This is a genomic window from Paraburkholderia sp. SUR17, assembly GCF_029536165.1.
Taxonomy (GTDB): Bacteria; Pseudomonadota; Gammaproteobacteria; order Burkholderiales; family Burkholderiaceae; genus Paraburkholderia; species Paraburkholderia kururiensis.
Map to the genome: position 1 here is coordinate 2,774,725 of NZ_CP120509.1, position 24,697 is coordinate 2,799,421.

Annotated in this window: 22 protein-coding genes; 11 read left to right on the forward strand and 11 right to left on the reverse strand. The window is 66.6% G+C overall.

The features are described 5' to 3' along the window. The first annotated feature begins 63 nt into the window (after window positions 1–63). Genes P2869_RS29605 through P2869_RS29615 form a run of 3 tightly spaced genes read left to right on the forward strand, consistent with a single transcriptional unit; the run spans window position 64 to window position 4,111 of the window. The gene (locus P2869_RS29605; protein WP_277598832.1) at window positions 64–2,154 is read left to right on the forward strand and encodes a sigma-54-dependent Fis family transcriptional regulator; all 2,091 of its coding nucleotides are present in this window, start codon (window positions 64–66) and stop codon (window positions 2,152–2,154) included. Next, complete coding sequence (locus P2869_RS29610; RefSeq protein WP_277598833.1) at window positions 2,151–2,750, forward strand: flavoprotein; 600 nt, start codon at window positions 2,151–2,153, stop codon at window positions 2,748–2,750. The genes P2869_RS29605 and P2869_RS29610 overlap by 4 nt, the downstream gene beginning before the upstream one ends. Beyond that, on the forward strand, window positions 2,729–4,111 hold the full coding sequence (locus P2869_RS29615; protein ID WP_277598834.1) for a DUF6513 domain-containing protein: 1,383 nt from the start codon (window positions 2,729–2,731) through the stop codon (window positions 4,109–4,111). Before P2869_RS29610 ends, P2869_RS29615 begins: the two co-directional genes overlap by 22 nt. A 61-nt stretch (window positions 4,112–4,172) precedes the next feature. On the opposite strand, the gene rpe is transcribed toward P2869_RS29615, so the two are convergent. From rpe to P2869_RS29655, 8 genes are all read right to left on the reverse strand, one after another. Continuing rightward, window positions 4,173–4,907: a ribulose-phosphate 3-epimerase gene (gene rpe / locus P2869_RS29620; RefSeq protein WP_277598835.1), complete on the reverse strand. Its 735-nt coding sequence runs from the start codon at window positions 4,905–4,907 to the stop codon at window positions 4,173–4,175. A 61-nt stretch (window positions 4,908–4,968) separates the two neighbouring features. Next, window positions 4,969–6,006 (reverse strand): class II fructose-bisphosphate aldolase, encoded by a 1,038-nt coding sequence (gene fba, locus P2869_RS29625; RefSeq protein ID WP_199540711.1) that lies wholly within the window; start codon window positions 6,004–6,006, stop codon window positions 4,969–4,971. Window positions 6,007–6,046: 40 nt separating this feature from the next. After that, complete coding sequence (tkt, locus tag P2869_RS29630; RefSeq protein ID WP_277598836.1) at window positions 6,047–8,110, reverse strand: transketolase; 2,064 nt, start codon at window positions 8,108–8,110, stop codon at window positions 6,047–6,049. 49 nt (window positions 8,111–8,159) lie between these two features. Next, on the reverse strand, window positions 8,160–9,032 hold the full coding sequence (locus P2869_RS29635; RefSeq protein ID WP_277598837.1) for a phosphoribulokinase: 873 nt from the start codon (window positions 9,030–9,032) through the stop codon (window positions 8,160–8,162). A gap of 107 nt (window positions 9,033–9,139) precedes the next feature. Then, window positions 9,140–10,234 (reverse strand): class 1 fructose-bisphosphatase, encoded by a 1,095-nt coding sequence (locus P2869_RS29640; RefSeq protein ID WP_277598838.1) that lies wholly within the window; start codon window positions 10,232–10,234, stop codon window positions 9,140–9,142. A gap of 21 nt (window positions 10,235–10,255) precedes the next feature. Next, a complete protein-coding gene (cbbX, locus tag P2869_RS29645) occupies window positions 10,256–11,329 on the reverse strand; it encodes a CbbX protein (RefSeq protein WP_277598839.1) in 1,074 nt (357 codons plus the stop codon). Between the two features lie 78 nt (window positions 11,330–11,407). Further along, window positions 11,408–11,836, reverse strand: a complete 429-nt coding sequence (locus tag P2869_RS29650; RefSeq protein WP_017774766.1) for a ribulose bisphosphate carboxylase small subunit — start codon at window positions 11,834–11,836, stop codon at window positions 11,408–11,410. Window positions 11,837–11,906: 70 nt separating this feature from the next. Next, window positions 11,907–13,406: a form I ribulose bisphosphate carboxylase large subunit gene (locus P2869_RS29655; protein WP_017774765.1), complete on the reverse strand. Its 1,500-nt coding sequence runs from the start codon at window positions 13,404–13,406 to the stop codon at window positions 11,907–11,909. A 465-nt stretch (window positions 13,407–13,871) separates the two neighbouring features. On the opposite strand from P2869_RS29655, the gene pqqA reads away from it, so the two are divergent. From pqqA to P2869_RS29670, 3 genes are all read left to right on the forward strand, one after another. Further along, on the forward strand, window positions 13,872–13,946 hold the full coding sequence (gene pqqA, locus P2869_RS29660) for a pyrroloquinoline quinone precursor peptide PqqA (protein WP_081601853.1): 75 nt from the start codon (window positions 13,872–13,874) through the stop codon (window positions 13,944–13,946). Between the two features lie 117 nt (window positions 13,947–14,063). Continuing rightward, the gene (locus tag P2869_RS29665) at window positions 14,064–14,699 is read left to right on the forward strand and encodes a DUF447 domain-containing protein (RefSeq protein WP_277598840.1); all 636 of its coding nucleotides are present in this window, start codon (window positions 14,064–14,066) and stop codon (window positions 14,697–14,699) included. Beyond that, window positions 14,696–15,439, forward strand: coding sequence for a (5-formylfuran-3-yl)methyl phosphate synthase (locus tag P2869_RS29670; RefSeq protein WP_199540493.1), 744 nt, complete (start codon window positions 14,696–14,698; stop codon window positions 15,437–15,439). Before P2869_RS29665 ends, P2869_RS29670 begins: the two co-directional genes overlap by 4 nt. Here P2869_RS29670 and P2869_RS29675 read toward each other — a convergent pair. The 3 genes from P2869_RS29675 to P2869_RS29685 all read right to left on the reverse strand — a co-directional run bounded on the left by P2869_RS29675 (window position 15,402) and on the right by P2869_RS29685 (window position 18,337). Further along, window positions 15,402–15,992, reverse strand: coding sequence for an aspartate/glutamate/uridylate kinase (locus tag P2869_RS29675; protein WP_017774762.1), 591 nt, complete (start codon window positions 15,990–15,992; stop codon window positions 15,402–15,404). The genes P2869_RS29670 and P2869_RS29675 overlap by 38 nt on opposite strands. A 102-nt stretch (window positions 15,993–16,094) precedes the next feature. Continuing rightward, entirely contained in the window at window positions 16,095–17,216 is a 1,122-nt protein-coding gene (locus P2869_RS29680; RefSeq protein WP_277599877.1) for a hydantoinase/oxoprolinase family protein, read from the reverse strand. Between the two features lie 14 nt (window positions 17,217–17,230). Beyond that, entirely contained in the window at window positions 17,231–18,337 is a 1,107-nt protein-coding gene (locus P2869_RS29685; RefSeq protein ID WP_277598841.1) for an ATP-grasp domain-containing protein, read from the reverse strand. 14 nt (window positions 18,338–18,351) lie between these two features. Here P2869_RS29685 and P2869_RS29690 point away from each other — a divergent pair, with 14 nt between their 5' ends. The 5 genes from P2869_RS29690 (at window position 18,352) to P2869_RS29710 (ending at window position 24,640) form a co-directional block, all read left to right on the forward strand. Next, window positions 18,352–19,269 (forward strand): HisA/HisF-related TIM barrel protein, encoded by a 918-nt coding sequence (locus tag P2869_RS29690; RefSeq protein WP_277598842.1) that lies wholly within the window; start codon window positions 18,352–18,354, stop codon window positions 19,267–19,269. Window positions 19,270–19,596: 327 nt separating this feature from the next. Then, the gene (locus P2869_RS29695; protein WP_277598843.1) at window positions 19,597–20,979 is read left to right on the forward strand and encodes a formylmethanofuran dehydrogenase; all 1,383 of its coding nucleotides are present in this window, start codon (window positions 19,597–19,599) and stop codon (window positions 20,977–20,979) included. Then, window positions 20,976–22,727 (forward strand): formylmethanofuran dehydrogenase subunit A, encoded by a 1,752-nt coding sequence (locus tag P2869_RS29700; protein WP_277598844.1) that lies wholly within the window; start codon window positions 20,976–20,978, stop codon window positions 22,725–22,727. The genes P2869_RS29695 and P2869_RS29700 overlap by 4 nt, the downstream gene beginning before the upstream one ends. 111 nt (window positions 22,728–22,838) lie before the next feature. After that, the gene (fhcD, locus tag P2869_RS29705) at window positions 22,839–23,819 is read left to right on the forward strand and encodes a formylmethanofuran--tetrahydromethanopterin N-formyltransferase (protein WP_277598845.1); all 981 of its coding nucleotides are present in this window, start codon (window positions 22,839–22,841) and stop codon (window positions 23,817–23,819) included. Further along, window positions 23,816–24,640, forward strand: a complete 825-nt coding sequence (locus tag P2869_RS29710; protein WP_277598846.1) for a formylmethanofuran dehydrogenase subunit C — start codon at window positions 23,816–23,818, stop codon at window positions 24,638–24,640. The genes fhcD and P2869_RS29710 overlap by 4 nt, the downstream gene beginning before the upstream one ends. Window positions 24,641–24,697: the final 57 nt, after the last annotated feature.

The following is a 24,697-nucleotide window of genomic DNA, read 5'->3' on the forward strand; positions in this document are numbered from 1 at the left end:
AAGGCGGCGCGCGCGCCGGCTCCACCAGCCGGCATGAGTGCGTACGCCACGGAGACAAGTCCCATGCCGTTGCTTGCCGACAGCAGTATGCACGCCCGCGAAGTTCTCAACGTCGTCAACCATCAGTTGCCTACACGGCCCATGAGCGAGTCCGTGGCGCAATCGTGGGCGCGTTGCATGAACGAGTACCACCTCGATCCGTCCCGCTTCGTCACCCCGCCGGTGCTCACCGACTACGAATTGCGCTCGCGCCGCGAAGCGCTGCGCGATCTCATTGCGTGCTCGAAGCTCGAGATGACCACGCTCTACCAGCAGCTTGCCGATCCCGAACTCGCCGTCGTACTCGTGGATGCGCAAGGGGCCATTCTTCATCAGGTGTCCTCCGTGCCGTTCGCGGAGTCTGTCGCCGCAGACGGCTTTCGCGTGGGCGCGCTATGGAGCGAGCGCGAAGCGGGCACCAACGGCATGGGTACGTGCCTCGCAGAACGCGATTGCATTGCCGTGTGCCAGCACGAGCACTTTTATCCGCGCTACACGGGGCTCACGTGTTCGGCCGCGCCCATCTTCGACGACAAGGGCGAAGTGGCCGGTGTGCTCGACGTGACGAGCCGTTCGCGGTTGCTGCAGCAGCATTCGCTCGTGCTCGTGGGCATGTCGCGGCAGATGATCGAAAACCGTCTGCTCGACGCACGCTATCGGCACGCGAACATGATCCACTTCCACAGCCGGCCCGAATTCGTGGGCACGCTGCACGTGGGCAAACTCGCCGTGGCCGACGACAGCACCGTGCTCGCCGCCAACCGCAGCGCGCTCTTCCAGCTCGGCTTCCGCTCGCTCGACGAACTGCGCGGCAAGCGTATCGAGGAAGCGTTCAACGCGTCGCTGGAAGACATGATTGCGCGCAGCATTCGCGGCTCGTTCCATCCGGTCACGGTGTACAGCGCGAACGCCACCAACCGTTTCTTCCTCGTGGCGCAAAGCCCGCAGAGCAACGCGGCGCGCGCAACGCGCGTACTCATGACCGATCCGAACGCTCGCCCCGCGGCGAGTGCGAGCCATGCAAGCGGCGGCGCAAGCGGTGGCACAAGCGGCAGCAATCAAAGCGCGGGAAACCGCACGGCGCCGGAGCCGCATCTCGAAAAGGTGGCACACCTCGAATTCGGCGACCCGCGTATGGCGTCGCAGGTGCAACTGGGTGTGCGCGTCATTCAACGGAAGATTCCCATTGTGCTGCGTGGCCAGACGGGCAGCGGCAAGGAAGTGTTCGCGCATGCGCTGCACAGCGTGAGCCCGCATGCAGCGGGGCCGTTCGTGCCGGTGAATTGCGCGTCGCTGCCTGAAACGCTGATCGAAAGCGAACTGTTCGGCTATCGTGCCGGCGCGTTTACGGGCGCACAGCGCGAAGGCCGGCGCGGCAAGATTCTGCAGGCCAATAGCGGCACGCTGTTTCTGGACGAAATTGGCGACATGCCGCTCGCGTTGCAGGCGCGCCTGTTGCGCGTGATCGAAGAGCAGGAAGTCACGCCGCTTGGCGCCGAAACCACCGTGAAAGTGGACTTCCAGCTCATCAGCGCGAGCCACCGCAATCTGCTCGAACTCGTGCAGGAAGGCCAGTTCCGCGCGGACCTCTACTATCGCCTGAAGGGCGTGGAATTGACGCTGCCGTCGCTGGGCGAACGGCTCGACAAATTGCCGCTGATCCACCACCTGCTCGCAGGCGAAACCGACAACCCGCCCGAACTCGCGCCCGACGCCGAACAGGCCCTGCTCTCGTACAACTGGCCCGGCAACATCCGGCAGTTGCGGCACGTGCTGCAAATGGCCATCGCGCTGTGCGACGGCAAGTGCATCCGGCTGGCCGACCTGCCCGCCGAAGTCACGCAGCGCGCGCCCAGTTCGGAGCCTGCCGTGCTGAGGCGCACCGTCGAGCCGGAATTCGATGCGGAACCCGACGAGGTGCTGGACCTCTCCGCGCTCAACGCCATTCAGTTGAACGAACGCGAAACCGTGCTCTCGCTGCTGGAGAAACACCGCTGGAACGTGAGCAACGTGGCGCGGTCGCTGGGCATCAGCCGCAATACGCTGTATCGCAAGATGCGAAGGCTGCACATTCCGCTGTCGCACGACGGCTCGATGCCCCCTGGCAACGCATGAGTCGCCCTTCCACGCGCGACCTTGCCACTTTCGCGCTGGACTCGCGCTTCGCATGGTGCGTGACCGGGTCGGGCCACATGCTTCAGGAATCCATCGCGCTCGCGCAGCAGTTGCCGGGCGTGGACATCTTTCTTTCCGCCGCGGGCGAGGAAGTGCTGCCGCTCTACGGCTGGACCGTGCCGAAGCTGCGCGAGCACTTTCACCGCGTACTGCGCGACAACAGCGCGAGCGGCGTGCCCGTGGGCATGCTCTATCACGGCGAATACCACACCGTGGTAATCGCACCGGCCACGAGCAACACGGTGGCCAAGTGCGCCTTCGGCATCTCGGACACGCTGCCCACCAACATGTTTGCGCAGGCGGGCAAGCAGTGCATTCCGGGCATTGTCTTTGCATGCGATACCGAACCCACGGTGATCACGCAAAGCCCCACAGAATGGGTCGAATTGCGGCCGCGCGCCATCGAACTCGAGAACGTTGAGCGCCTCTCGCGCTTCGAGTTCACCACCGTGGCACGCTCGCTCGACGAATTGAAGATAGCGCTCGACGCCCGCCTCGCCACGCTCGACCTCGCATGGAACACATCGTCTTCCTGACCGGGCGGCTCGCCGAAAAGAGCCTCGTGAACGTGCTGGAAAGCATGACGCCCGCGCCGTTCAGTTGGGAAGTGCGCGAAATCGGGCTACAGGTGGCCGCGCTCATGACGGCCGACCTGATCCTGCGCCGCGTGCCCGCGCCCATTGCCGCGCAACGCGTGATCGTGCCGGGCCGCTGCCGCGGCGACCTCGATGTGTTGACGCAGCACTACGGCGTGCCCGTGGAGCGCGGCCCCGAAGAGGTGAAAGACCTGCCGCAGTTCTTCGGCCGCAAGGCGCAGCCCTTCGACCTCACGCGCTACGAGACCGAAATCTTCGCGGAAATCGTGGATGCGCCGCGCCTCGATCTGAACGGCATCGCCGCACGTGCGAAGGAGTACGCGGCGCAGGGCGCGGACGTTATCGACATCGGCTGCCTGCCCGAAACGCCGTTTCCGCATCTGGAAGACGCCGTGCGGCTGCTCAAGTCGCAGGGCTATCGCGTGAGCGTGGATTCCATGCGCACCGAAGAACTCGTGCGCGGTGGCCGCGCCGGCGCGGACTACCTGATGAGCCTGAACGCCGACACGCTCTGGGTGGCAGACGAAGTGCCGTCCACGCCGATACTCGTGGCGCGCGAGCCCGCTGACGAAGCCTCGCTCGACGCCGCCATCGAAGCGATGACCGCACGTGGCCGCCCGTTTCTCGCCGATCCGATACTCGATCCCATTCCGTTCGGCCTCGCCACGTCCATTGCGCGCTATGTGCGGCTGCGCGAGCGGTACCCCGATGTCGCGATCATGATGGGCATCGGCAACGTGACGGAACTCACCGAGGCCGACACGAGCGGCATCAACGCGGTGCTGTTCGGCATGGCGGCAGAGTTGCGCATCGCTGCCGTGCTCACTACATCAGTGAGCCAGCACGCGCGGCGCGCCGTGCGCGAAGCCGACGTGGCGCGGCGCGTGATGCACGCGGCACGCACGGCGCAGGTGTTGCCCAAGGGAATCGACGCACGGCTCGCCACCGTGCATGAAAAACGCCCTTTTCCCTATAGCCCGGCGGAAATCGACGAAATCGCGCAAGGCGTACGCGATCCGAACTTCCGCGTGCAGGTGAGCACGCAAGGTATCCACGTCTATAACCGCGACGGGCAGCGGCGCGCTGTGGACCCGTTCGATCTGTATCCGCAGCTTGGTCTGGAAACCGACGGCGGCCACGCGTTCTACATGGGCGTGCAGCTGGCGCGCGCGCAGATTGCCTGGCAACTGGGCAAGCGCTTCGACCAGGACCAGCCGCTCGACTGGGGCTGCGCGGTAGACAAGCCAGAAGACGATCTATGCGTGTGGCAGGCGCCGGGAAGCACGAGGAAGAAGGCGTAGGCGGCACGGGGCTTCGCTTAAGCCCAAGCCAACGCCTCGCGCATCGCCAGGTACAGCCGCATCACCGCACGGCAGGTTCGAGCACTTCGTTCGCTATGCCGCCCATCCGTTCGCCTTCCTGGACGCCAGCCAGCGCCGCCCGCATTTCGCCTATCGCCTTCGCGTAATCGTTCGCGCCGAACACCGCCGAACCTGCAACAAACACATCCGCGCCCGCCGCCGCGATTTCCGCGATGTTCGCGGCCTTCACGCCGCCGTCCACTTCGATGGCGATGGGCCGCCCCGTGCGTGCCACCGTCACCGCCACTTTCTCGCGCAGGCTGCGCAGCTTGTCGAGCGTTTGCGGGATGAATGCCTGGCCGCCGAAGCCCGGATTGACCGACATGACGAGCACCACGTCGAGCCGCTCCAGCACGTGGTCGAGTACCGCAAGCGGCGTCGCCGGGTTGAGCGCCAGCCCCGCGCGCGCACCGCTTGCCTTGATGAGCTCGATGGTCCGGTGCACATGATGCGAAGCCTCCGGATGAAAGCTGATGGTGTCCGCGCCCGCCTCGGCAAACGCCGTGACAAGCGGATCGACGGGCGACGTCATGAGATGCACGTCGATGGGCACGCGCGTATGCGGGCGAATCGCCGCGCACACGAGCGGCCCGACCGTGAGGTTGGGCACGTAGTGGTTGTCCATCACGTCGAGATGAATCCAGTCGGCGCCGGCGGCCGTCACGTCGCGAATTTCGTCGGCAAGACGCGCGAAGTCCGCCGAGAGCAGCGAGGGGGCAATCAGGAATTCGCGCATGGCGGCCTCTTTCGGTTGATGACTGAAATGAACGCTGGATGCGACGCTCGACGTGCGCGCCTCAGTGATAACGGCGCGCCATCGCATCGAGCGTCAACGGCTTGATGCGCGCCGCCTGCCCGGCGCAGCCGAACGCCTCGAAGCGCTCCACGCACACCGCCGCAGCCGCGGCCGTGGCGGCTTTCAGCGCCACGCGAGGATCGAACTCGGACCGCGCGCTCGCCATCGACTTGCGCATCGCGCCGCTCATGGCAAGCCGGATGTCGGTGTCGATGTTGACCTTGCGCACGCCGTGCGCAATGCCGCGCTGAATCTCTTCCACAGGCACGCCGTACGTGGTGGGAATCTCGCCGCCGTACTCGCGAATCACGGCAAGCCATTCCTGCGGCACCGACGAGGAACCATGCATCACGAGATGCGTGTTCGGAATGCGCTCGTGAATTTCGGCGATGCGGTCCATGGCGAGAATGTCGCCCGTGGGTTCGCGCGTGAACTTGTACGCACCGTGCGAAGTGCCGATCGCGATGGCGAGTGCGTCCACGCCCGTTGCTTCCACGAATTGCCGCGCTTCCTCGGGGTCGGTCAACAGATGTTCGCGCGAGAGCTTGCCCTGTGCGCCCACGCCGTCCTCGTCGCCGGCCTCGCCGGTTTCGAGCGAACCGAGGCACCCCAGCTCGCCCTCCACCGAAACGCCCACGGCGTGCGCGGCTTCCACCACGCGGCGGCTCACGTCCACGTTGTAGTCGTACGTGGCCGGCGTTTTCTGGTCGGCCAGCAGCGAGCCGTCCATCATCACCGACGTGAAGCCCGAGCGAATGGCCTGCTGGCACACGGCGGGACTCGCGCCGTGATCCTGATGCAGCACGACGGGAATGTCGGGATGCGCTTCGATGGCAGCGTGCACGAGGTGCCGCAGATACGGCTCGCCCGCGTACTTGCGCGCGCCCGACGACGCCTGCAGGATCACCGGGCTCGCCGTGGACTGCGCGGCGGCCATGATCGCGTGAATCTGCTCCATGTTGTTGATGTTGAAGGCGGGCACGCCGTAGCCGTGCTCGGCTGCGTGGTCCAGTAGCTGGCGCAATGCGATAAGAGCCATCATTCACTCCTCGTCGAGGTTCATGGATAGGGGAAGCGGATCATGGCGCGGCGCGCACGACGTGCACGACGCGGCGGGCTTCGTCGGCCACGGCTTGCGCGGTGAGGTTGAAATGCGCGAACAACGCAGCAGCCGGTGCGGATTCGCCGAACGAGTCGATGCCCACCACGCCGCCTTCGAGGCCCACGTACTGCCGCCAGAACGCGCGCACGCCGGCCTCCACGGCCACGCGCGGCACGCCGGGCGGCAGCACGGCATCGCGCCACGCGGCAGGCTGACGGTCGAACACGGTGGTAGAGGGCATCGACACCACGCGCGCGGCAATACCGGTGTCCGTAAGTTGCGCGGCAGCATTCAGTGCAAGCGCCATTTCGGAACCCGTAGCAATCAGGACGACGCGTTGCGCCGTGGAAGGCGCAGACCAGTCACGCAGCACGTAGCCGCCGCGCGCAATGGCTTCGATCTGCTCCGCACTGCGCGAAACGAACGGCACGTTCTGGCGGCTCAGCAGCAGGCACGAAGGCCCTTCTCGCTCCACGGCACTCGCCCACGCCTGCGCGGTTTCCACCGTATCGCAGGGGCGCCAGACGTCGAGGCCTGGAATCAGACGCAGGCTCGCCGCGTGTTCCACGGGCTGATGCGTGGGTCCGTCTTCGCCCAGACCAATGGAATCGTGCGTGAACACGAAGAGGGCGCGCGTCTTCATCAACGCAGCCATTCGCAGCGCATTGCGCGCGTAGTCCGAGAACGTGAGGAACGTGCCGCCGAACGGCAGGTAGCCGCGATGCAGCGCGACGCCGTTCATCACCGCGCTCATGCCGAACTCGCGCACACCGTAGTGGATGTAGTTGCCGCCTTTCAGCTCCGCCGAAGGTCCGCTCGCTTCGATACGCACGTCGACCGCACCCTTCCAGTCTGTGAGATTCGAGCCCGTCAGGTCGGCCGAGCCGCCCAGCAATTCAGGCAGTACTCGCGCGAGTGTCGCGATGGTCTGCTGCGAGGCCTTGCGTGTGGCCACCGTCTGTGCCGCGCTGTCGGTGTCGCGCAGCATCGCGCGCACCGCGTCGCGCCATTGCGCCGGCAACTCACCACGCACGCGGCGCTCGAATTCGGCGGCCTCGTGCGGATAGTGCTGGCGATACGACTCGAAACGGCGACGCCAGTCGGCCTCCGCAGCCTCGCCGAGCATGCGTGCGTTCCAGCGCGCACGAATGTCGCCGGGTACGTCGAAGGGCGCATGCGGCCAGCCAAGCGCGCGGCGTGTGGCCGCGACCTCGTCCGCACCCAGCGGCGCGCCGTGCACGTCGTGCGTGCCCGCTTTCGAGGGCGAACCCTTGCCGATCAGCGTCTTGCAGCAGATCAGCGCGGGACGCCCCGCCTTCGCCGCTTCGTTCAGCGCGTCGTCCACGGCGTCGATGTCGTGACCGTCCACGTCACGCACCACGTGCCAGCCGTAGGCGGCGAAACGCGCGGGTGTGTCGTCGGCGAACCACTGGACGACGTGGCCGTCGATGGAAATGCCGTTGTCGTCGTAGAGCACCACGAGCTTGTCGAGCCGCAGCGTGCCCGCGAGCGACGCCGCCTCGTGCGAGATGCCTTCCATCAAACAGCCGTCGCCCACGAACACGTAGGTGCGGTGATCGACAATCGCATGCCCCGGCCGGTTGAACTCGCGCGCGAGCAGCGCTTCGGCCAGGGCCATGCCCACGGCGTTGGCAAGGCCCTGGCCGAGCGGCCCGGTGGTGGTCTCAACGCCTGGCGTCACGCCCACCTCGGGGTGCCCCGGCGTCTTCGCGTGCAACTGGCGGAAGCGCTTCAGTTCATCGACAGGCAAGTCGTAGCCCGTCAGATGCAGCAGCGCGTAAAGCAGCATGGAGCCGTGCCCGTTCGAGAGCACGAAGCGGTCGCGGTCCGGCCAGGCCGGGTTGCGCGGGTTGTGCTTGAGATGCCGGTGCCACAACGCAACGGCAATCTCGGCCATGCCGAGCGGCATGCCGGGGTGGCCCGACTTCGCAGCCTCCACGCCGTCGATGGCGAGAAAGCGCAGCGCGTCGGCCATCTGTTGCTGCGCGGCGGCAGCAACGGGTTCTGCAACAGCACTCATCGGAGTTCTCCCTGAGTTTTTGCATGCCTGCAGGCGCGCTCATGCACCCTCAAGCACGCGCGCGCCGGTCGAGCAGTTGGAGAATCATCGGTGTGAAGATCAGCTGCATGGCAAGGCCCATCTTTCCGCCGGGCACCACGATCACGTTCGGACGCGACATGAACGAGTCGTGCAGCATGGTGAGCAGATACGGAAAGTCGATGCCCTTCGGCCGCGCGAAGCGAATCACCACGAAGCTCTCGTCGGGCTGCGGAATCTCCCTTGCGATGAAGGGGTTCGACGTGTCCACGGTCGGCACGCGCTGGAAATTCACGTGTGTGCGCGAGAACTGCGGGCAGATGTAGTTCACGTAGTCGGGCATGCGACGCAGGATGGTGTCCACCACGGCTTCGTGCGAATAGCCGCGCATGTTCTGGTCGCGATGCAGCTTCTGGATCCACTCCAGGTTGATGATGGGCACCACGCCCACCAGCAGGTCCGCATGGCGTCCTATGTCGACCTTGTCCGTCACGGCCGCGCCGTGCAGGCCTTCGTAGAACATGAGGTCCGTCTCGGCTTCCACGTCTTCCCACGGCGTGAAGGTGCCGGCGTCCTGCTGATAGAGGCGTGATTCGCCTTCGTCGTGCACGTAGTGGCGCAGCTTGCCCGTGCCGTTTTCGCCGTAGCTCACGAACAGCGACTCGAGTTCTTCGAGCAGGTTCGCCTCCGGCCCGAAGTGGCTGAAGTTCAGCATGCCCTCGTGCTCGCGCTGCTTCATGGCCTCGCGCATGCCGTTGCGGTCGTAACGGTGGAAGGCGTCGCCCTCCACGATCTGCGCCTGGATGTGTTCGCGCCTGAAAATATGGGCGAAGCTCTTCATTACGGTCGTGGTGCCGGCTCCGCTGGAGCCCGTCACCGCGATGATGGGATGTTTGACCGACATGGGCCTGTCTCCGGATAGCAGTGTTATTCGATTCGGCGGATGGCGCGCTCGCGCCGCGCTGCATAACCGCATGCGCCAAGCAGCGGCGAGCCGCGCTCAAGACAGGCTCAAGCCGTGAAATCCGGCAGGAACAGCGAGCGCGTACCGAAGAGCGGAGACGTGAAAGGCTTGTCCTCGCCGCGGTCGTATTCGCCGTGGTAGCGCCCAATGCGCTCCACTTCCTGCTTCGAGCCGAGGATCACCGGCACGCGTTCGTGCAGCCGGCGCGGCTGCACGTCGAGAATGCGCTCGCGGCCCGTAATGGCTTTTCCGCCCGCCTGCTCCACGAGAAAGCTCATGGGGTTGGCCTCGTAAAGCAGACGCAGGCGCCCTTCCATCGCTGAAGTCTTCGAATCGCGCGGGTACATGAACACGCCGCCGCGCATCAGGATGCGATGCACCTCCGCCACCATCGACGCGATCCAGCGCATGTTGAAGTCGCGTTCGCGGCAGCCTGTGCGGCCGTCCTTGCATTCCTGCACGTAGCGGCGCACGGGCGGCTCCCAGAACCGTTCGTTGGACACGTTGATGGCGAACTCCGCGGTTTCTTCCGGAATCCGTATGTTCGAATGCGTGAGCACGAAGTTGCCCACGTCGCGCTCCAGCGTGAACGCATGCGTGCCGGTGCCCACGGAAAGCACGAGCATCGTGGAGGGTCCATAGATGGCGTAGCCCGCCGCCACCTGCTCGCGGCCCGGCCGCAGGAATGCGCTTTCGCCCACCTGCGCCTGCGGCTCGCCGGTATTGCGCAGCACGGAGAAGATGGAGCCCACCACGCCGTTGATGTCGATGTTCGACGAACCATCCAGCGGATCGAGCGCCAGCAGATACTCGCCGCGCGGGTACACCTTCGGAATGGCGTAGACCTCCTCCATTTCCTCGGAGACCATTCCCGCAAGCAGGCCGTCCCACTCGCATTGCTGCACGAAGATCTCGTTGGTGACGACGTCGAGCTTCTTCTGCTCTTCGCCGTGCGTGTTCACGCTTTGCGCAGAACCATACTGGCCGCCCAGCGCGCCGCGCGTGAGTACCGCCGAAATCGCCTTGATGGCAGCAGCCACGTCGATGAGCAAAGCCGAGAGCCCGGCCTCCTGCGCGGGGCAAGGCTCACGGTCCAGCGTATCGATCAGAAACTTCGAGAGGGTGGTTCGTCCGTCGAGCATGGCGCTCTCCTGATGGTGTCGTTAACCCGGGGGCGCGCCGGCATGGCCTTCACCGTGAGCGGCTGACATCGGCTCGCTGAACACGCGGCTCGCACGCACATCGGCGGCGGCAATCAGCGTGAGCGCGCAAGCATCGAGAGGCGCATCGGTTTGCATGGCGGCGGCAAAAAGACGGTTGGCCTGGCGCAGGCGCGCGCGGTCCAGCGCGTTGCGCACGGAACGCGCGTTCGCGAAGGCCGGCTGGCGTGTGCGGATGGCGAGATAGTCGGCGAAGGCCTCACGCGAATCGGCGTCGAACCGGTAATGCATGGTGGCGAGCATGCGGTCTGCTATTTCGAGCAGCTCGGCCTCGTCGTAATCAGGAAACGTGATGTGGTGTGCAATGCGCGAGCGAAAGCCCGGGTTGCTCTCGAAGAACACTTCCATGCGCGAGGCGTAGCCCGCGAGAATCACGACGAGGTCGTCGCGCTGGTTCTCCATGGTCTGCAGCAGGATCTCGATGGCCTCCTGCCCGTAATCGCGCTCGTTTTCGGGGCGATACAGGTAATACGCTTCATCGATGAACAGCACGCCGCCCATCGCGCGCTTGAGCACCTCGCGCGTTTTCGGCGCGGTGTGGCCGATGTATTGGCCCACCAGGTCGTCGCGTGTAACGGACACCAGATGGTTGCGGCGAATGTAGCCGAGCCGATGCAGCACCTCGGCCATGCGCATGGCAACGGTCGTCTTGCCGGTGCCGGGGTTGCCGGAGAAGCACATGTGCAGCGTGGGAGGCGAACCGGCAAGCCCCAGCGCATCGCGAGCGCGTTCCACGAGCAGATGCGCCGCAATTTCGCGAATGCGCGTCTTGACGGGCACGAGGCCGACCAGATCGCGATCCAGTTCGGCCAGCACGTCGCCAATACCCGAATCGCGATAGAGCGCGGCGAGGTTTACGCGGGCGGTTTCCGCGGCATTCGCGGTGTTGGCTGCCTGCGCGGCTTCAGCCGGTTCATGACGCGCGATCTGCGCTCCCGCAGCCGAAACGCTGCGCTCCTCGCCGTGTTGCCCGACCCGCTGCCCGGCCTGCTGCTCGATGGTTGCCTCCACCGTCATTGCTGTCTCCCTGAGAGGTTCTTTGTTCAGCGGTACGTCGCGTTGCCGCCGCGTTCGGAGCAAACCCGAACCGTCACGTCATTCCTGTGCGCCATAGCGTTCGCCCTCGGGCCGCTCGCTCGCATAACTCGCCATGACGTAGCGCTGCACGCGACCCTGTGCCTCCTGGCGTGTGAGGCGGAAGCCAGGCTCATGCGCCGGCCGATTGACGATGAACGAGAGCCGCATGGTCTCGAAACCGCGCACCGAATCGAACGCATTCACCTTGATGTAGTGCTGCGGGAACGTGGCGCGGCATGCCTTCACTTCCTGCATCACGCCGGCCGCGTCGCGCAGGTCAAACATGGGCTGGCCCCACATGTCCCAGTAGGTGTTGCGCGGATGCGGGTCGTCCGTGTATTCCACCGAGCACGCCCAGCCTTGGCCCAGCGCGTAGTTGATCTGTGCGCTGATCTCTTCGTCGGTCAGTTCGGGCAGAAAAGAAAACGTCCCTTGTGTGATGCGCATGGCAAACCTCGTGTGCAGATGAAGTGATGAAGCAAGAACCGCGTCAGGTGACGAACGTCGCTCGCGCGATTCATGCAGCCGTGGGCGTGGCGGCGAAGTCGGGCGTGTCGGTGGACGCGTAGTTGAACGTCACGTCGCGCCACGTATCCAGCGCCTGCTTGAGCGGCGTGCATGAGCGCGCAGCGGCTTCCAGAATGTCGGGCCCTTCGTTGAGGATGTCGCGGCCTTCGTTGCGCGCCTTCACCATGGCCTCCAGCGCCACGCGGTTGGCTGTCGCGCCGGCCTGAATGCCCCCGGGGTGGCCAATCGTGCCGCCGCCGAACTGCAGCACCACGTCGTCGCCGAAGAGGTCGATCAATTGATGCATCTGCCCCGCGTGAATGCCGCCCGAAGCCACCGGCATCACCTTGCGCAGCCCCGCCCACGGTTGATCGAAGAACAGCCCGCGTGACAGATCGACCTCGTTGTGCGCTTCGCGGCACACGTTGTAATAGCCCTGCACCGAAAGCGGGTCGCCTTCCAGCTTGCCCACCGCGGTGCCCGCGTGAACATGGTCCACGCCCGCCATGCGCACCCACTTCGCAATCACGCGAAACGAGATGCCGTGATTGCGCTGGCGCGTGTAGGTGCTGTGCCCCGCGCGGTGCAGGTGCAGGATCATGTCGTTCTTGCGGGCCCAGCGCGCCATGGACTGAATCGCGGTCCAGCCGATCACGAGGTCGATCATCACGATGCACGAGCCCAGTTCCTTCGCGAATTCGGCGCGCTCGTACATCTCTTCCATCGTGCCCGCCGTGACGTTGAGGTAATGGCCCTTCACCTCGCCCGTTTCGGCCTGCGCACGGTTCACGGCTTCCATCGAAAAGAGGAAGCGATCGCGCCAGTGCATGAAGGCCTGCGAGTTGATGTTCTCGTCGTCCTTCAGGAAGTCGAGCCCGCCCTTGAGACCTTCGTACACCACGCGGCCATAGTTCTTGCCCGAGAGACCCAGCTTCGGCTTCACCGTGGCGCCCAGCAGCGGGCGACCGTATTTGTCGAGCCGTTCGCGCTCCACCACGATGCCGGTAGCCGGCCCCTGGAAGGTCTTCAGATACGCCACCGGAATGCGCATGTCTTCCAGGCGCAGCGCCTTGAGCGGCTTGAAGCCGAACACGTTGCCGATGATCGACGCGGTGAGGTTCGCAATGGAGCCCTCTTCGAACAGGTCGAGTTCGTAAGCGATGTACGCGAAGTACTGTGGTTCGTCGGCGCGCGAAACGGGCACCGGCTCCACGCGAAACGCCTTGGCGCGGTACATGTCGCAGGCGGTGAGGCGGTCCGTCCACACCACTGTCCACGTGGCCGTGGACGATTCGCCGGCCACGGCCGCCGCAGCCTCTTCCGGATCCACGCCCGGCTGCGGCGTGATGCGAAAGAGCGCGATCACGTCGGTATCTTTCGGCGTGTAGTCGGGTTGCCAGTAACCCATCTCGCGGTATTTCATGACGCCCGCGGCGTACCGTTCGCGCGGATTGCGCGCATTGCGTGGTTCACGTGCGGACTCGATCGCTGCTTGACTGAAGTCGTTCATGGCGTATCCCTGGTTGCCTGGTTGGCGAGGCGCTCCGAAAAAAACGCAGCGCATGGGACGCACTGTAGGCAACCGCGCACGCATTGAAAATTCACGATTTAATTCGCCAGGGTTAAGCGATCCCTTATTGATCTCGCATCGCCAAATGGATTTTTGGTATGTGAATGAAAGCCGGCGTGACAGCGTAAAAATGCGCCGCAAAAAAACGATGGAGCACTTTGCTGCGTTTCCGGCACACCGCCGCAAATGGGCTATAACGTTATGGTCTGGCTAGCTCTTGTGTTGTCTTACGCCGGCGGATGCCGTGCGTTGCATATCGCCACGTGTCGCCACGGGCGATTGGCAGCGCAGGCGTACTGTCAGGGTTTCCGGCACGGAGCTTGCGTGACGCCGCATGCCGTGGTGTCCGGCATCACGCCGGCACATGGTGATTTCCCTGAATCATTCACATGGAGGGATACAAGGATGCAATGGACCACCCCCAGCTACGCCGATATGCGTCTAGGCTTTGAAATCACGATGTATATCGCTACGCGATAAGCCCGCACGGGCCGCGTAACGGGTCTCTGTACCCCTTCTGCGGCCCTTTTCACGGGCTTTCTATTTTTTGAATCGTGCCGCCGCCGGCGCAGGCTCCGCCTGGACATACGTTCCCACATGATTTTCGAAACGATCGTCACCACGGCGGCGCCCGACGGCCGGCCTCACGTTGCGCCCATGGGCATCCGCTACGAGGGCGGCTTCGTGATCCTCGCCCCGTTCCGGCCCTCCGCCACGCTCGAGAACATCGTCGCCACGCGCGCGGCAGTCGTGAATTTCACAACCGACGTTCGCGTCTTCGCCGGTTGCGTCACGCGTTTCGCTACCGACTGGCCCACCGTTGCCGCGAGCCGCGTGAACAGCGTGCGGCTGGCGGATTCGCTCTCGCATGCCGAACTCGAACTCGAGGACATGAGCGACGACCCCACGCGCCCCGTGCTCCGCATGCGTTGCGTGCACCGCGAGGAACACGCGCCGTTTGAAGGCTTCAACCGCGCGCAGGCCGCCGTGGTGGAAGGCGCGATTCTGGTGAGCCGCCTTGCCATGCTGCCCGCCGACAAGGTGGACCGCGAAATGGCGTACCTGCAAATCGCCATCGACAAAACCGCCGGCGATACCGAACGCGCCGCCTGGGCCTGGCTCACGGCGGCCGTCGCACGCCACCGGGCCAACGCGGCGCGCGAGCCCGGCCGCAACACCCCCGAACCCGCGGGCAATCTCGATCCCCACCCGCACCACGGAGAACTGCAATGACCGCATTGCTCGCGAGCGTCCGCTCGGAAGACGAGGCCCTTGAAGCCGCCCGCGCCGGCGCGGAACTGATCGACCTCAAGGAGCCGAACGACGGCGCACTGGGTGGCCTGCCCGCAAGCGCCATCGCGCACATTGCGAGCCGGCTGCGCGCGCAGTATCCGGTGAAGCCGATCAGCGCGACGATTGGCGACGTGCCGCCCGACGCGCTCGATGAAATCGCCGCGCGCGTCATCGACGTGGCCGACGCCGGCGTGGATTACGTGAAGGTGGGCGTGACGCCCGGGCCGGCCGCACGCCGCTGCCTCGACGAACTTGCGTCGCTGCCCGCCACGGTGGTGCCCGTGCTGCTCTGCGACGGCGGCGTGGAAAGTGTGGATAACGAACTGGTGGAACACGCGGCCACGCTCGGCTTCACGGGCTTGATGTTCGACACCGCGGGAAAAGACGGCCTCACGCTGTTCGACCACGTGGACACCGGCACGCTCGCGCGCTGGCTGCGGCTTGCGCGTTCGCGCGGTGCCTTGTGCGGCATTGCGGGCGCGCTGGGCTGGGCGCAGCTTGCGCAGATTCGCGAACTCGCGCCCGACGTAGCGGGTTTTCGCACCGCGCTCTGCGCCGACGGGCGGCGCTCGCGCCTCGACCCGCAGCGCGTCGCGCAATGGGCGAGCGCGCTGCATCGCCCCGCCGAGATGACGCGCCCCCTCAACTCACCGGCACATTCAGCAGACGTTCGCGCATGAGCGCGGCGTTGTCCTTGTTGAAGAGTTCGACCACGTAGTTGGCTTCGTTCACGTAGTCCAGAAAACGACGGTCCACCACGCCGCTCGACGCCAGCGTTTCGAGCGGTTCGCCATCGCCTATCGGGCACGACTTCACCACGATCAGCCGCTCCGCGTTCAGCATGGTGGAGAGCCACGCGGCGAGGCTGTCGGACGTGGTGTCCCAGTTGCTCATGGCGTCCGGCGTGTCGCGCATGAGCGCCGTGGGCACCCACACGGCAACGTGCCCGTCGCGCAGCGCGCGGCGGATCTTCGCCTCGCTCGACGCCAGCACGAGTTCAGGCAGCACGCCCTGCATCAGGATGGCGTACTGCGTCATGGCGAGCAGACACATGTTGTGCGCGGCGAGGTCGTCGAAATGCCACTCGCCCTGATACTGGCGCACCTTGTCCGCAAAATCGCCGCCGCCGGGCACGATCACCACCCGCCCGCCGCCCAGCTCGCACAGTTCGGTGAGCCACGTGCGCAGCGCCGGCTCGTGACTCAGGCTGCCCCCGATCTTGACCACCCACATGACGGTTGTCCTCGCATTCGCGTTCGATTCATCTGATTGCTGCGCTTCTCTGTCCCGGCCTCTGTCCCGGCCTCTGCCCCCACGTTGGGCTGTCGCCGCGGCTCATGCTGCGCCGCGCAGGCGCTCGTGTTCCTCTGTGTTCTCCGATGCCTCTGTCATGCCCTGCGAGGCGAGCAACGCCACCGCCACGCTCGGCGCGCAGGTGGCGGCCCAATCCGCGCAATGCTCGGGCACGCCCGCGAGCCCGCCGAAATCGATATAGGAGCGCGCCTCGTCGCGCGCGAGCGCCGCCACGAGAAAGCGCCCACAGCCCGCGCCCACCAGCGGCGCCTTCGCGAGCCCGGGCTCTGATGCCACGACACGCGCCACCACGCGCGCCAGATTCGCACCTATTTCGCGCAGTTGAAGCTCGCGCCACTGCAACGCGAAGCGGCGCCACGCTTCGTGCGTCGCCTCGTGCGCGTCGCGGCCAATCATGCGTGCAAGCCGCGCCTCGCTCGCGGCCACCGTCTTGGGGCCGTGGTCCGCGCTCGGATGCAGGTCGTAGAGCGGTTCGAGTTCGCCCGTCACGCGATAGACGTCCGCCGTCGTCGCGAACCATTCGTTCATCACGTTCACGCGCGCATCGCCGAATTCGATGCGATGTGCCACGCCGCACAGCGGTGTGCGCACCACGCCCTGGTAGACGAGTTCGCCGGTTTCCAGCCGGCCCGCGTCCGTGGTGGCGCGCGCCGCTACGTGGCCGCCCGCGATGGGCACGATGTCCGTCGTCGTGCTGCCGATGTCGACCAGCACCGCGTCCGGCACGCGCGTGGCCACCCAGCGCGCGGTGGCCAGCCAGTTCGCGGAGGCCACGCTGCGCCAGCCCGCCGCGCACTGCGCTTCGGTGAACCAACCGGCGTCGTTCGCGTAGAAGCGCACGTTGCGCCCCAGCCGGCGCGCCAGCGTGCCGGCAATCTCGCGCACGCCTTCGGCGCGGTCGTGAAAGAGATCCACCATCTCGCCCGTCATCGTCACCGCGTGGCGTGCAGCGGGCATGGCCGCCTCGGGCCAGCGTTCGAGCACGAGGCCGATGGTGTGTTCCAGATGATCCAGCCCCTGCCAGAGCGGGCAGGCCCATTGCGCGACGTCGAGCACGGCGCCCGCGGCATCCACAGCGCAGACCTTCACGTGCGCGCCGCCCACGTCCCAGCCGAATACGGCGCCGCGCGGCGCCGCCACCATGTCGCGCACGGCGCTCAAGGCTGCACTCCGCACGGTTGCGCGCGCGACGGCTGCCGCGCGGCGCCGCGCCTCACCGGCACGCCGTGCGCCGCGAGCAGTTCGGCGGCCACGTTGCGATTGAGCGCGTCGCTCAGGCTCGCATAGGCCACCGTGAGGCGCGGGTTGATCTCGACCACGACGGGCCCGCGCTCCGGGTTCCACACCACGTCGATGCCGACGAAGCCGCGCAGCCCCGGCACGGCCTGCCCCACACGACGCGCGAGCGCAGCAAGCTGCCGGCCGCGCTCGCCGGAGCGGTCGATGCGGTCCACCTGCACGCCGTCGAACTCCACAATCTGCGGCGTGTGCGCCTCGGCGCCGCGTTCGTTGAGGCCGATGCGCTGACGGTTGATGCTGATGAGCTCCGCGCCGTGCTCGCTGCAGACGAGCGAAAGACTGAGCGGCTCGCCTTCCACCCACGACTGCAGCACGGGGTTGCGTCCGTCGGCAAGGCGCGTCAGGTATTCGGCGCGTGCGTTGCTGAAGCGGTCGAAGACGAAGGTGTCGAGTCCGCCTGCGCCGTCGTCGGGCTTCACGACCCAGCGGCCAGCGTCTGCGTGGCCGGCATCGGTCGATGCGAGGTGCGAAGTTTCGCCTGGTTCCCCCGGTTCGCCCGGTTCGCCTGGTTCGATAGCCGGCGTCGCCGGAATGCCGTGCGCGGCAAGGCGCGCCGCGGTGGCCCGCTTGCTGGTGGCGAGCGCAATGGCCTCCGGCGTGCAGCCCAGCCAGCGCGCGCTGCCCGATGCGCTCACCGCGTCGTGCAGCCCCAGCAGCAGCCCGTCGCATTCGGGCGCGATCACGCAGGTGTAGTCGTGGTCGCGCGCCACGCGGGCCACGAAGTCCGTCATCGTTTCGCCGGACCGCGCCATACAATGCGCGTGCCCCGGCGCCACGTTCTCGAACGGCGAACTTGCGAAGGTCACCTCGATGCCGCCCAGCGCGTGCAGGTCCGCCACGAGCGCGTCGCGCATCACGCGGCCTTCCACGATCAGCGCGCTCAGATCGGCGAGACTGCCTGCGCCGGCCAGCTCGGGGTCGATACCGCCGCCGGTGAGATACTCGTAGACAAAGATGCTGGTCAAAGGAATACGCCCCTATGCTCGTGATACCGGTTCTCGATCTGCTCGACGGCCATGCCGTGCGCGCCGTGCGCGGCGAACGCAGTGCCTATCGGCCCATTGAGTCGCCGCTCGCCGCTACCAGCGAGCCCGTTGCCGTGGCTCGCGCGCTGCTCGCCGTGAGCGGCGCGCAGACCCCGCAGACCCTCTACGTGGCCGACCTCGGCGCCATCCTCGGGCACGGCGCGCACGTCGAAACGCTCGCCGCGCTGCGCCGCGCGTTGCCCGGCACCGAGATCTGGCTCGACGCGGGCTACGCAGACTACACCGCGATGCGCGCCCTCTTCGCGGCCATTCACCACGCAGACGCTGCGCACAACACGGCCGCCACGTCGCCGGCCACAACCACCACACCCGCCACCCTCGTGCCCGTGTTCGGCTCCGAGTCGCTGCGCGACATCCACGCATTACGCGAAGCCGAAGACGCCGGGCACTCGCCCATCCTTTCGCTCGATCACCGCGCAGGCGAACTGCTCGCTGCCGGCGCGGAACATCTCTCGCAAACCACTTCGGAATCCGCTTTATTCCCACCCAACGCTGCCCACACCACCACAACCTGGTGGCCACAGCGCGTGATCGCGATGACGCTCGATCAGGTCGGCAGCTATGAAGGCCCCGATCTGCGCACCTTCGAGCGCATCCGCGCGAGCGTACCGGCGCACACCACGGTCATCGGCGCAGGCGGCATTCGCGATGCGCAAGACCTCGTGCGCGCCGAACGCGCGGGTGCCACTGCGTGGCTCGTCGCGTCCGCGCTTCACGATGGCCGCGTACAGCCCCGCGATCTCGCGCCATGCACGCCTGCCATCCGCGCGCGGGCAGATCACACAAATTCCATGCCAGACGACGAAGCGCATACAGACGCGTTGCGCTGTAAGGAGACGGCAAGCCGGTGAGTCAGCGCGTGCCCTTGCAGTGACACTGTGTGCCGCAACGACACACAACCTGTTCGATGCTGGAACGCACGCGCCCTGGCTGCTCATTCCAGAAACACCCGCTCGAAGACGCTGCGACGTGATGCACTGCAAAACGGCCCTGCAAAACGCGTATTCGCGGCGCATCGGGTGCCGGGGCATTGCCTTGCCCGCACATACCTCGCCCGCACATAAGACGAGGCACGTCCGCGCAATTTCATGCGCAACGCTGCGCAGCGTTGCCTACGCCCCCCAGCGCGCTCAGTTCGAAAGCACACATTTCGGCATGGACCTTGCTAAAACGGCGCCATGCCTCTTTCGCCCAACGAATCTTCGTCGGCCGATGCGGGCGGGCCGTCTGCCGCGTCGCCCACTCGCGTCACCCACGACACGCACGACTGGACCTGTCCGTTCTGTCCGCTGCTCTGCGACGACCTCACGGTCAGCGCGCAGCGCGACGGCACGCTCGCCGTGTCCGGTCACGACTGTCCGCGGCTTGCGCAGGCGCTCGCCACCTATGGCGCGAGCGACGCAACGACACCGGCCATCGTGGACGGCCAGGAAACGTCGCTCGATGCCGCGCTCACACGTGCGGCGGCGGTGCTCGGCGCCGCGCGCCGTCCGCTCTTCGGCGGGCTCGCCACCGACGTAGCCGGCGCACGCGCGCTCTACACGCTCGCGGCCCACTGCGGCGCCACGCTCGATCATCTGCACGGCGACGCGCTCACGCCCGCCACGCTCGCATTCCAGGACCGCGGCGCGTTCTTCACCACGCTCTCCGAAGTGCGCGCACGCGCTGACCTCGTCGTGTTCTTCGCGTGCGAGCCCTCGCAGCGTTATCCGCGATTCTTTGCGCGCGCATTCGGCGGCACCTCGATGGCACGCGAATTCGTGTTCGCAGGCTGCGCGCCGGACCCCGCCGCAGCGGGCCTCACGCACACGCAAAGCGAAACGCTGCTCGCTAACGCGGACCCGTTCGATACGCTCGCCATCTGGTCTGCGCTCGTGAACGGCCGCCGCCCCGAAACCTTTCCGGCCGACGCCCGCGCCGCCGCCAACGCCCTCGCCGCATTGCAGGCGCGCATTGCAGCGGCCCGCTACACCGTGTTCGTCTACGAACCCGCCACGCTGCCGCACCCGCATGCGGCGCTGCTGATCGAAGCGCTGAACCGCATCGCGAAGGCCGCGAATCTCACCACGCGCGCGGGTTGCCTGCCCCTCAGCGGCGACGACGGCGCGCTCACCGTGAACCAGGCTGTGACGTGGCTTTCGGGCTTGCCGCTGCGTCTACGCGTTTCGGCGGCGGCCTCGCAAACAGGGGGCGCCACGCTCGACTACGACCCGTACCGCTATCGCACCGAAACGCTGCTTGCCGCCAACGAGGCCGATGCGTTGCTGTGGGTGACGAGCTTCGCGATGCACGCCTTGCCTTCCACGCTGAAGGCCGACGTGCCCGCCGTCGTGCTCGGGCACCCGGCGCTGGCGGAGGCGGCGAAGGCGCGCGGTGGCGCCACGGTGTTCATTCCGGTCGCGACGCCGGGCATCGACGACACGGGGCATCTCTTTCGTGTGGATAGCTCCGTGGTCATGCCGCTTGCCGCCGCGCGGGGCGCCGCGCTGCCTTCGGTGCATGCCGTGGCCACACAACTGCTGGCAAAACTCGCCGCGTCCGCAGACGGGGAAGCCTCATGAGCCTCATCCGACTCAAAGGCGGCACGGTCTACGACCCGATCAACGGGGTGAACGGCCAGCGTCGCGACATCGCGATTCGCGACGGCCGCATCGTGAACGTGCCGGACCACGTGCCCGCCGACATGGAATACGACGCCGAAGGCATGGTGGTGATGGCGGGCGGCATCGACCTGCATTCGCACATCGGCGGCGGCAAGACGAACATCTCGCGCCTGCTGTTGCCCGAAGACCATCGCACCGACCTTGCGCGCGAAGCCGAACGTGCGCGCGCGTGTGAGGCGAACGGCAGTGCAGTGCTCGAACCGACGCGCGATGCCGAAGGTCGCTACCTGCGCCTGCCCTCGTGCGGCGTCTGCACGCCGGGCACGCTCGCCACCGGCTACCGCTACGCGGAAATGGGCTACACCGCGGCCTTCGAGCCCGCCATGATGGCTTCGAACGCGCGCCACGCGCATCTGGAAATGGGCGACACGCCGATCATCGATCACGGCGCCTACGTGATGCTCGGCAACGACGAACTGTTCCTGCAACTGCTGGCCTCCGGCGCCGGCACCGAACGCATTCGCGACTACGTGGGCTGGACGCTGCACTCAAGCAAGGCGCTCGGCGTGAAGGTGGTCAACCCCGGCGGCATCTCGGCGTTCAAGTTCAACCAGCGCGCGCTCGACGTGGACGAAGCGCATGTGCACTACGGCGTCACGCCGCGCGACGTGCTGCGCACGCTCACGCGCGCGCTCACTGAACTGCGTGTGCCGCATCCGCTGCACGTGCACGCGAGCAACCTGGGCGTGCCGGGCAATCTCGCGTCCACCATCAAGACCATGGATGCAGCAGACGGCCTGCCCATCCACCTCACGCACATCCAGTTCCACAGCTACGGCACCGAAGGGCCGCAGAAGTTTTCGTCGGGCGCGCGCGAAATTGCCGAGGCCGTGAACGCGCGGCCCAACGTGACCATCGACGTGGGCCAGGTGATCTTCGGGCAGACCGTCACCGCTTCCGGCGACACCATGATGCAGTTCCGCAACGCGCCGTTCGCGCGGCCGCACAAGTGGGTGATGGGCGACATCGAATGCGATGCGGGCTGCGGCGTGGTGCCGTTCCGCTATCGTGAACAGAGCTACGTGAACGCGCTGCAATGGATCATCGGGCTCGAAATCTTCCTGCTCGTGGACGACCCGTGGCGCGTTTCGATGACTACGGACCACCCGAACGGCGGCCCGTTCACGAGCTACCCGCACCTGATTCGCCTTTTGATGGACAAGTCGTTTCGCGACGAGCAACTCGCGAAGCTGCACCCCGAGGCACAGGTGGCCAGCGCGCTGCGCGAACTGAAGCGCGAATTCTCGCTGTACGAAATCGCCATCATCACCCGCGCGGGCCCCGCGAAGCTATTGGGCCTGCGCGATCGCGGCCACCTGGGCGAAGGCGCGGCGGCGGATATCGCCGTCTATCGCAACCAGGACGACCGCGAACGCATGTTCACGTCGCCGGCCTACGTGTTCAAGGATGGTCATCTCGTAGCGCGCGACGGCACGCTCGTTTCGGTGCCCACGGGCGGCATCCATTTCGTGACGCCCGACTACGACCGTGGCATCGAAAAGACCCTGCGCGCGTGGAGCGACGCGAATCTCACCACGAACTTCGCGCACGCCGCGATCAGCAACGACGAAGCGTGTGCGTGCTGCCGCGGAGGCAAGCTGTTGCCGGTCGAATGCTTCTCCGCAGAGGAGGCGGAAAACCGGTGAACTACGCGTTGAACCCCGCGTTGAACCACGCGAACCCGCGCTGAACGCGCAGCAAGTGCAACCTCACGCAAGCATCACGTCAGCATCACGCAACCAACCAGGCGCCGAGAGATGGAGCACGAACAGCCCGCGACGACCGACACCGCGCCCCTTACGATCAACGGCACGCTGATCGACAGGACGTTCGCCGAAGCCTTCCCGATGAAGGCCACGCGGCTCGTCGTGACGGCGCACACGCCGCAGTGGGCGCACCACGCCGCGCATTCCATGACGGGCTTCGCGACCTCGGTGATCGGCTGCGGCTGCGAGGCCGGTATCGAACGCGAACTGGCGCCCGACGAAACGCCCGACGGGCGGCCGGGCGTGAGCGTGTTGCTGTTCGCGGTGTCGTCGAAGGAACTGGCGAAGCAGGTGGAGCGGCGCGTGGGCCAATGCGTGCTGACGTGCCCGACCACGGCGGTGTATGGCGGTATCGACCGCGCCACGAACCGCGCGCCGCTTTCGGACAACGCGGCGCTTGGCAGCACGCTGCGTTTCTTCGGCGACGGCTGGCAGATTGCGAAGATGATCGGCACCACGCGCTACTGGCGCGTGCCGGTGATGGATGGCGAGTTCGTCTGCGAAGAGACGGCGCCCACGGTAAAAGCCGTGGGCGGCGGCAATCTGCTTTTGCTTGCCACCGACACCGACGCCGCCCTCGCCGCCGCCGAAGCCGCCGTGGCCGCGATGTGCAAGCTGCCGAACGTGGTGATGCCGTTTCCGGGCGGCGTGGTGCGCTCGGGGTCGAAGGTGGGCTCGAAGTATCGGGGCGCGACTGCCTCCACCAACGACGCGTTCTGTCCCACGCTCGTGGGCCTCTCGCCGCGCAGCGAACTCACGGACGAAGTGGGCTGTGTGCTGGAAATCGTGATCGATGGACTCACGGAAGCCGACGTGGCCGCCGCAATGACGACGGGCATCGTGGCCGCCACCGCGCGTGGCCGCGCGGCGGGCATGCTGCGCATTTCGGCGGGCAACTACGGCGGCAAGCTCGGGCCCTATCACTTCCATCTGCACGCCCTTGCAGCGGGACTGGACGGGAGCCACGCATGAGCACCACGACCCTGCGTGTGAAGAAGGCGCCCGGCTTTCGCGTGGATGCATCGCCGCTGCTGCCCGAATTACTCGACGGCAAACCGCTCGCCGAGATCGAACGCATCGTGCTGCATGCGGGCAACGAAGCGTGCGCCGTAGGCGATCTGTTCGACGTGGCGCGCAGCGAAAGCGATGCAGGCGGCCCCACGCTGATGATCGAAGGCGCAGGCCCGTGGCTCGACAGGCTCGGCGTCGCGATGAATGGCGGGCACCTCGTCGTGCAGGGCGCGGCAGGCGACTACGCGGGCCACCGCATGGCGGGCGGCGTGCTGAGCGTCGGCGGCGATGCGGGTCACTTCACGGCCTGCGAGATGCGTGGCGGCCGGCTCACCGTAAGCGGCAACACCGGTGACTTCGCGGCCAGCGCGCTACCCGGCGACATGGACGGCATGACGGGCGGCACGCTCGCCATTCACGGCAACGCGGGCGCGCGCCTTGCCGACCGCATGCGGCGCGGCGTTGTGCTGGTGGGCGGCAACGCAGGCGAATTTGCAGCGTCGCGGCTCGTGGCGGGCACCGTCTGCATAGCTGGCGAACTGGGCCCGCATTATGCGTACGGTATGCGGCGCGGCACGCTGCTGCTCGCACGCGAACCGCAGCGTTTGCCACCCACTTTTGCGGGCGGCGGGCGCGGCTTCGGCGTGTTCTGGTCGCTGCTGGTGCGCAGCCTCGCAGGCGAAATGGCGCCTTTTTCCGCGTGGAGCGCCGCGCGGCTGCCGGCGCGCTACACCGGCGACCTCGCCGTGGACGGCAGGGGAGAAATACTGATTCCCGGCTGAGCCTGCGCGCGGTAAAGGAGGGGTGTTCGGCAGAACACCTCGACAACGAAAGCACAA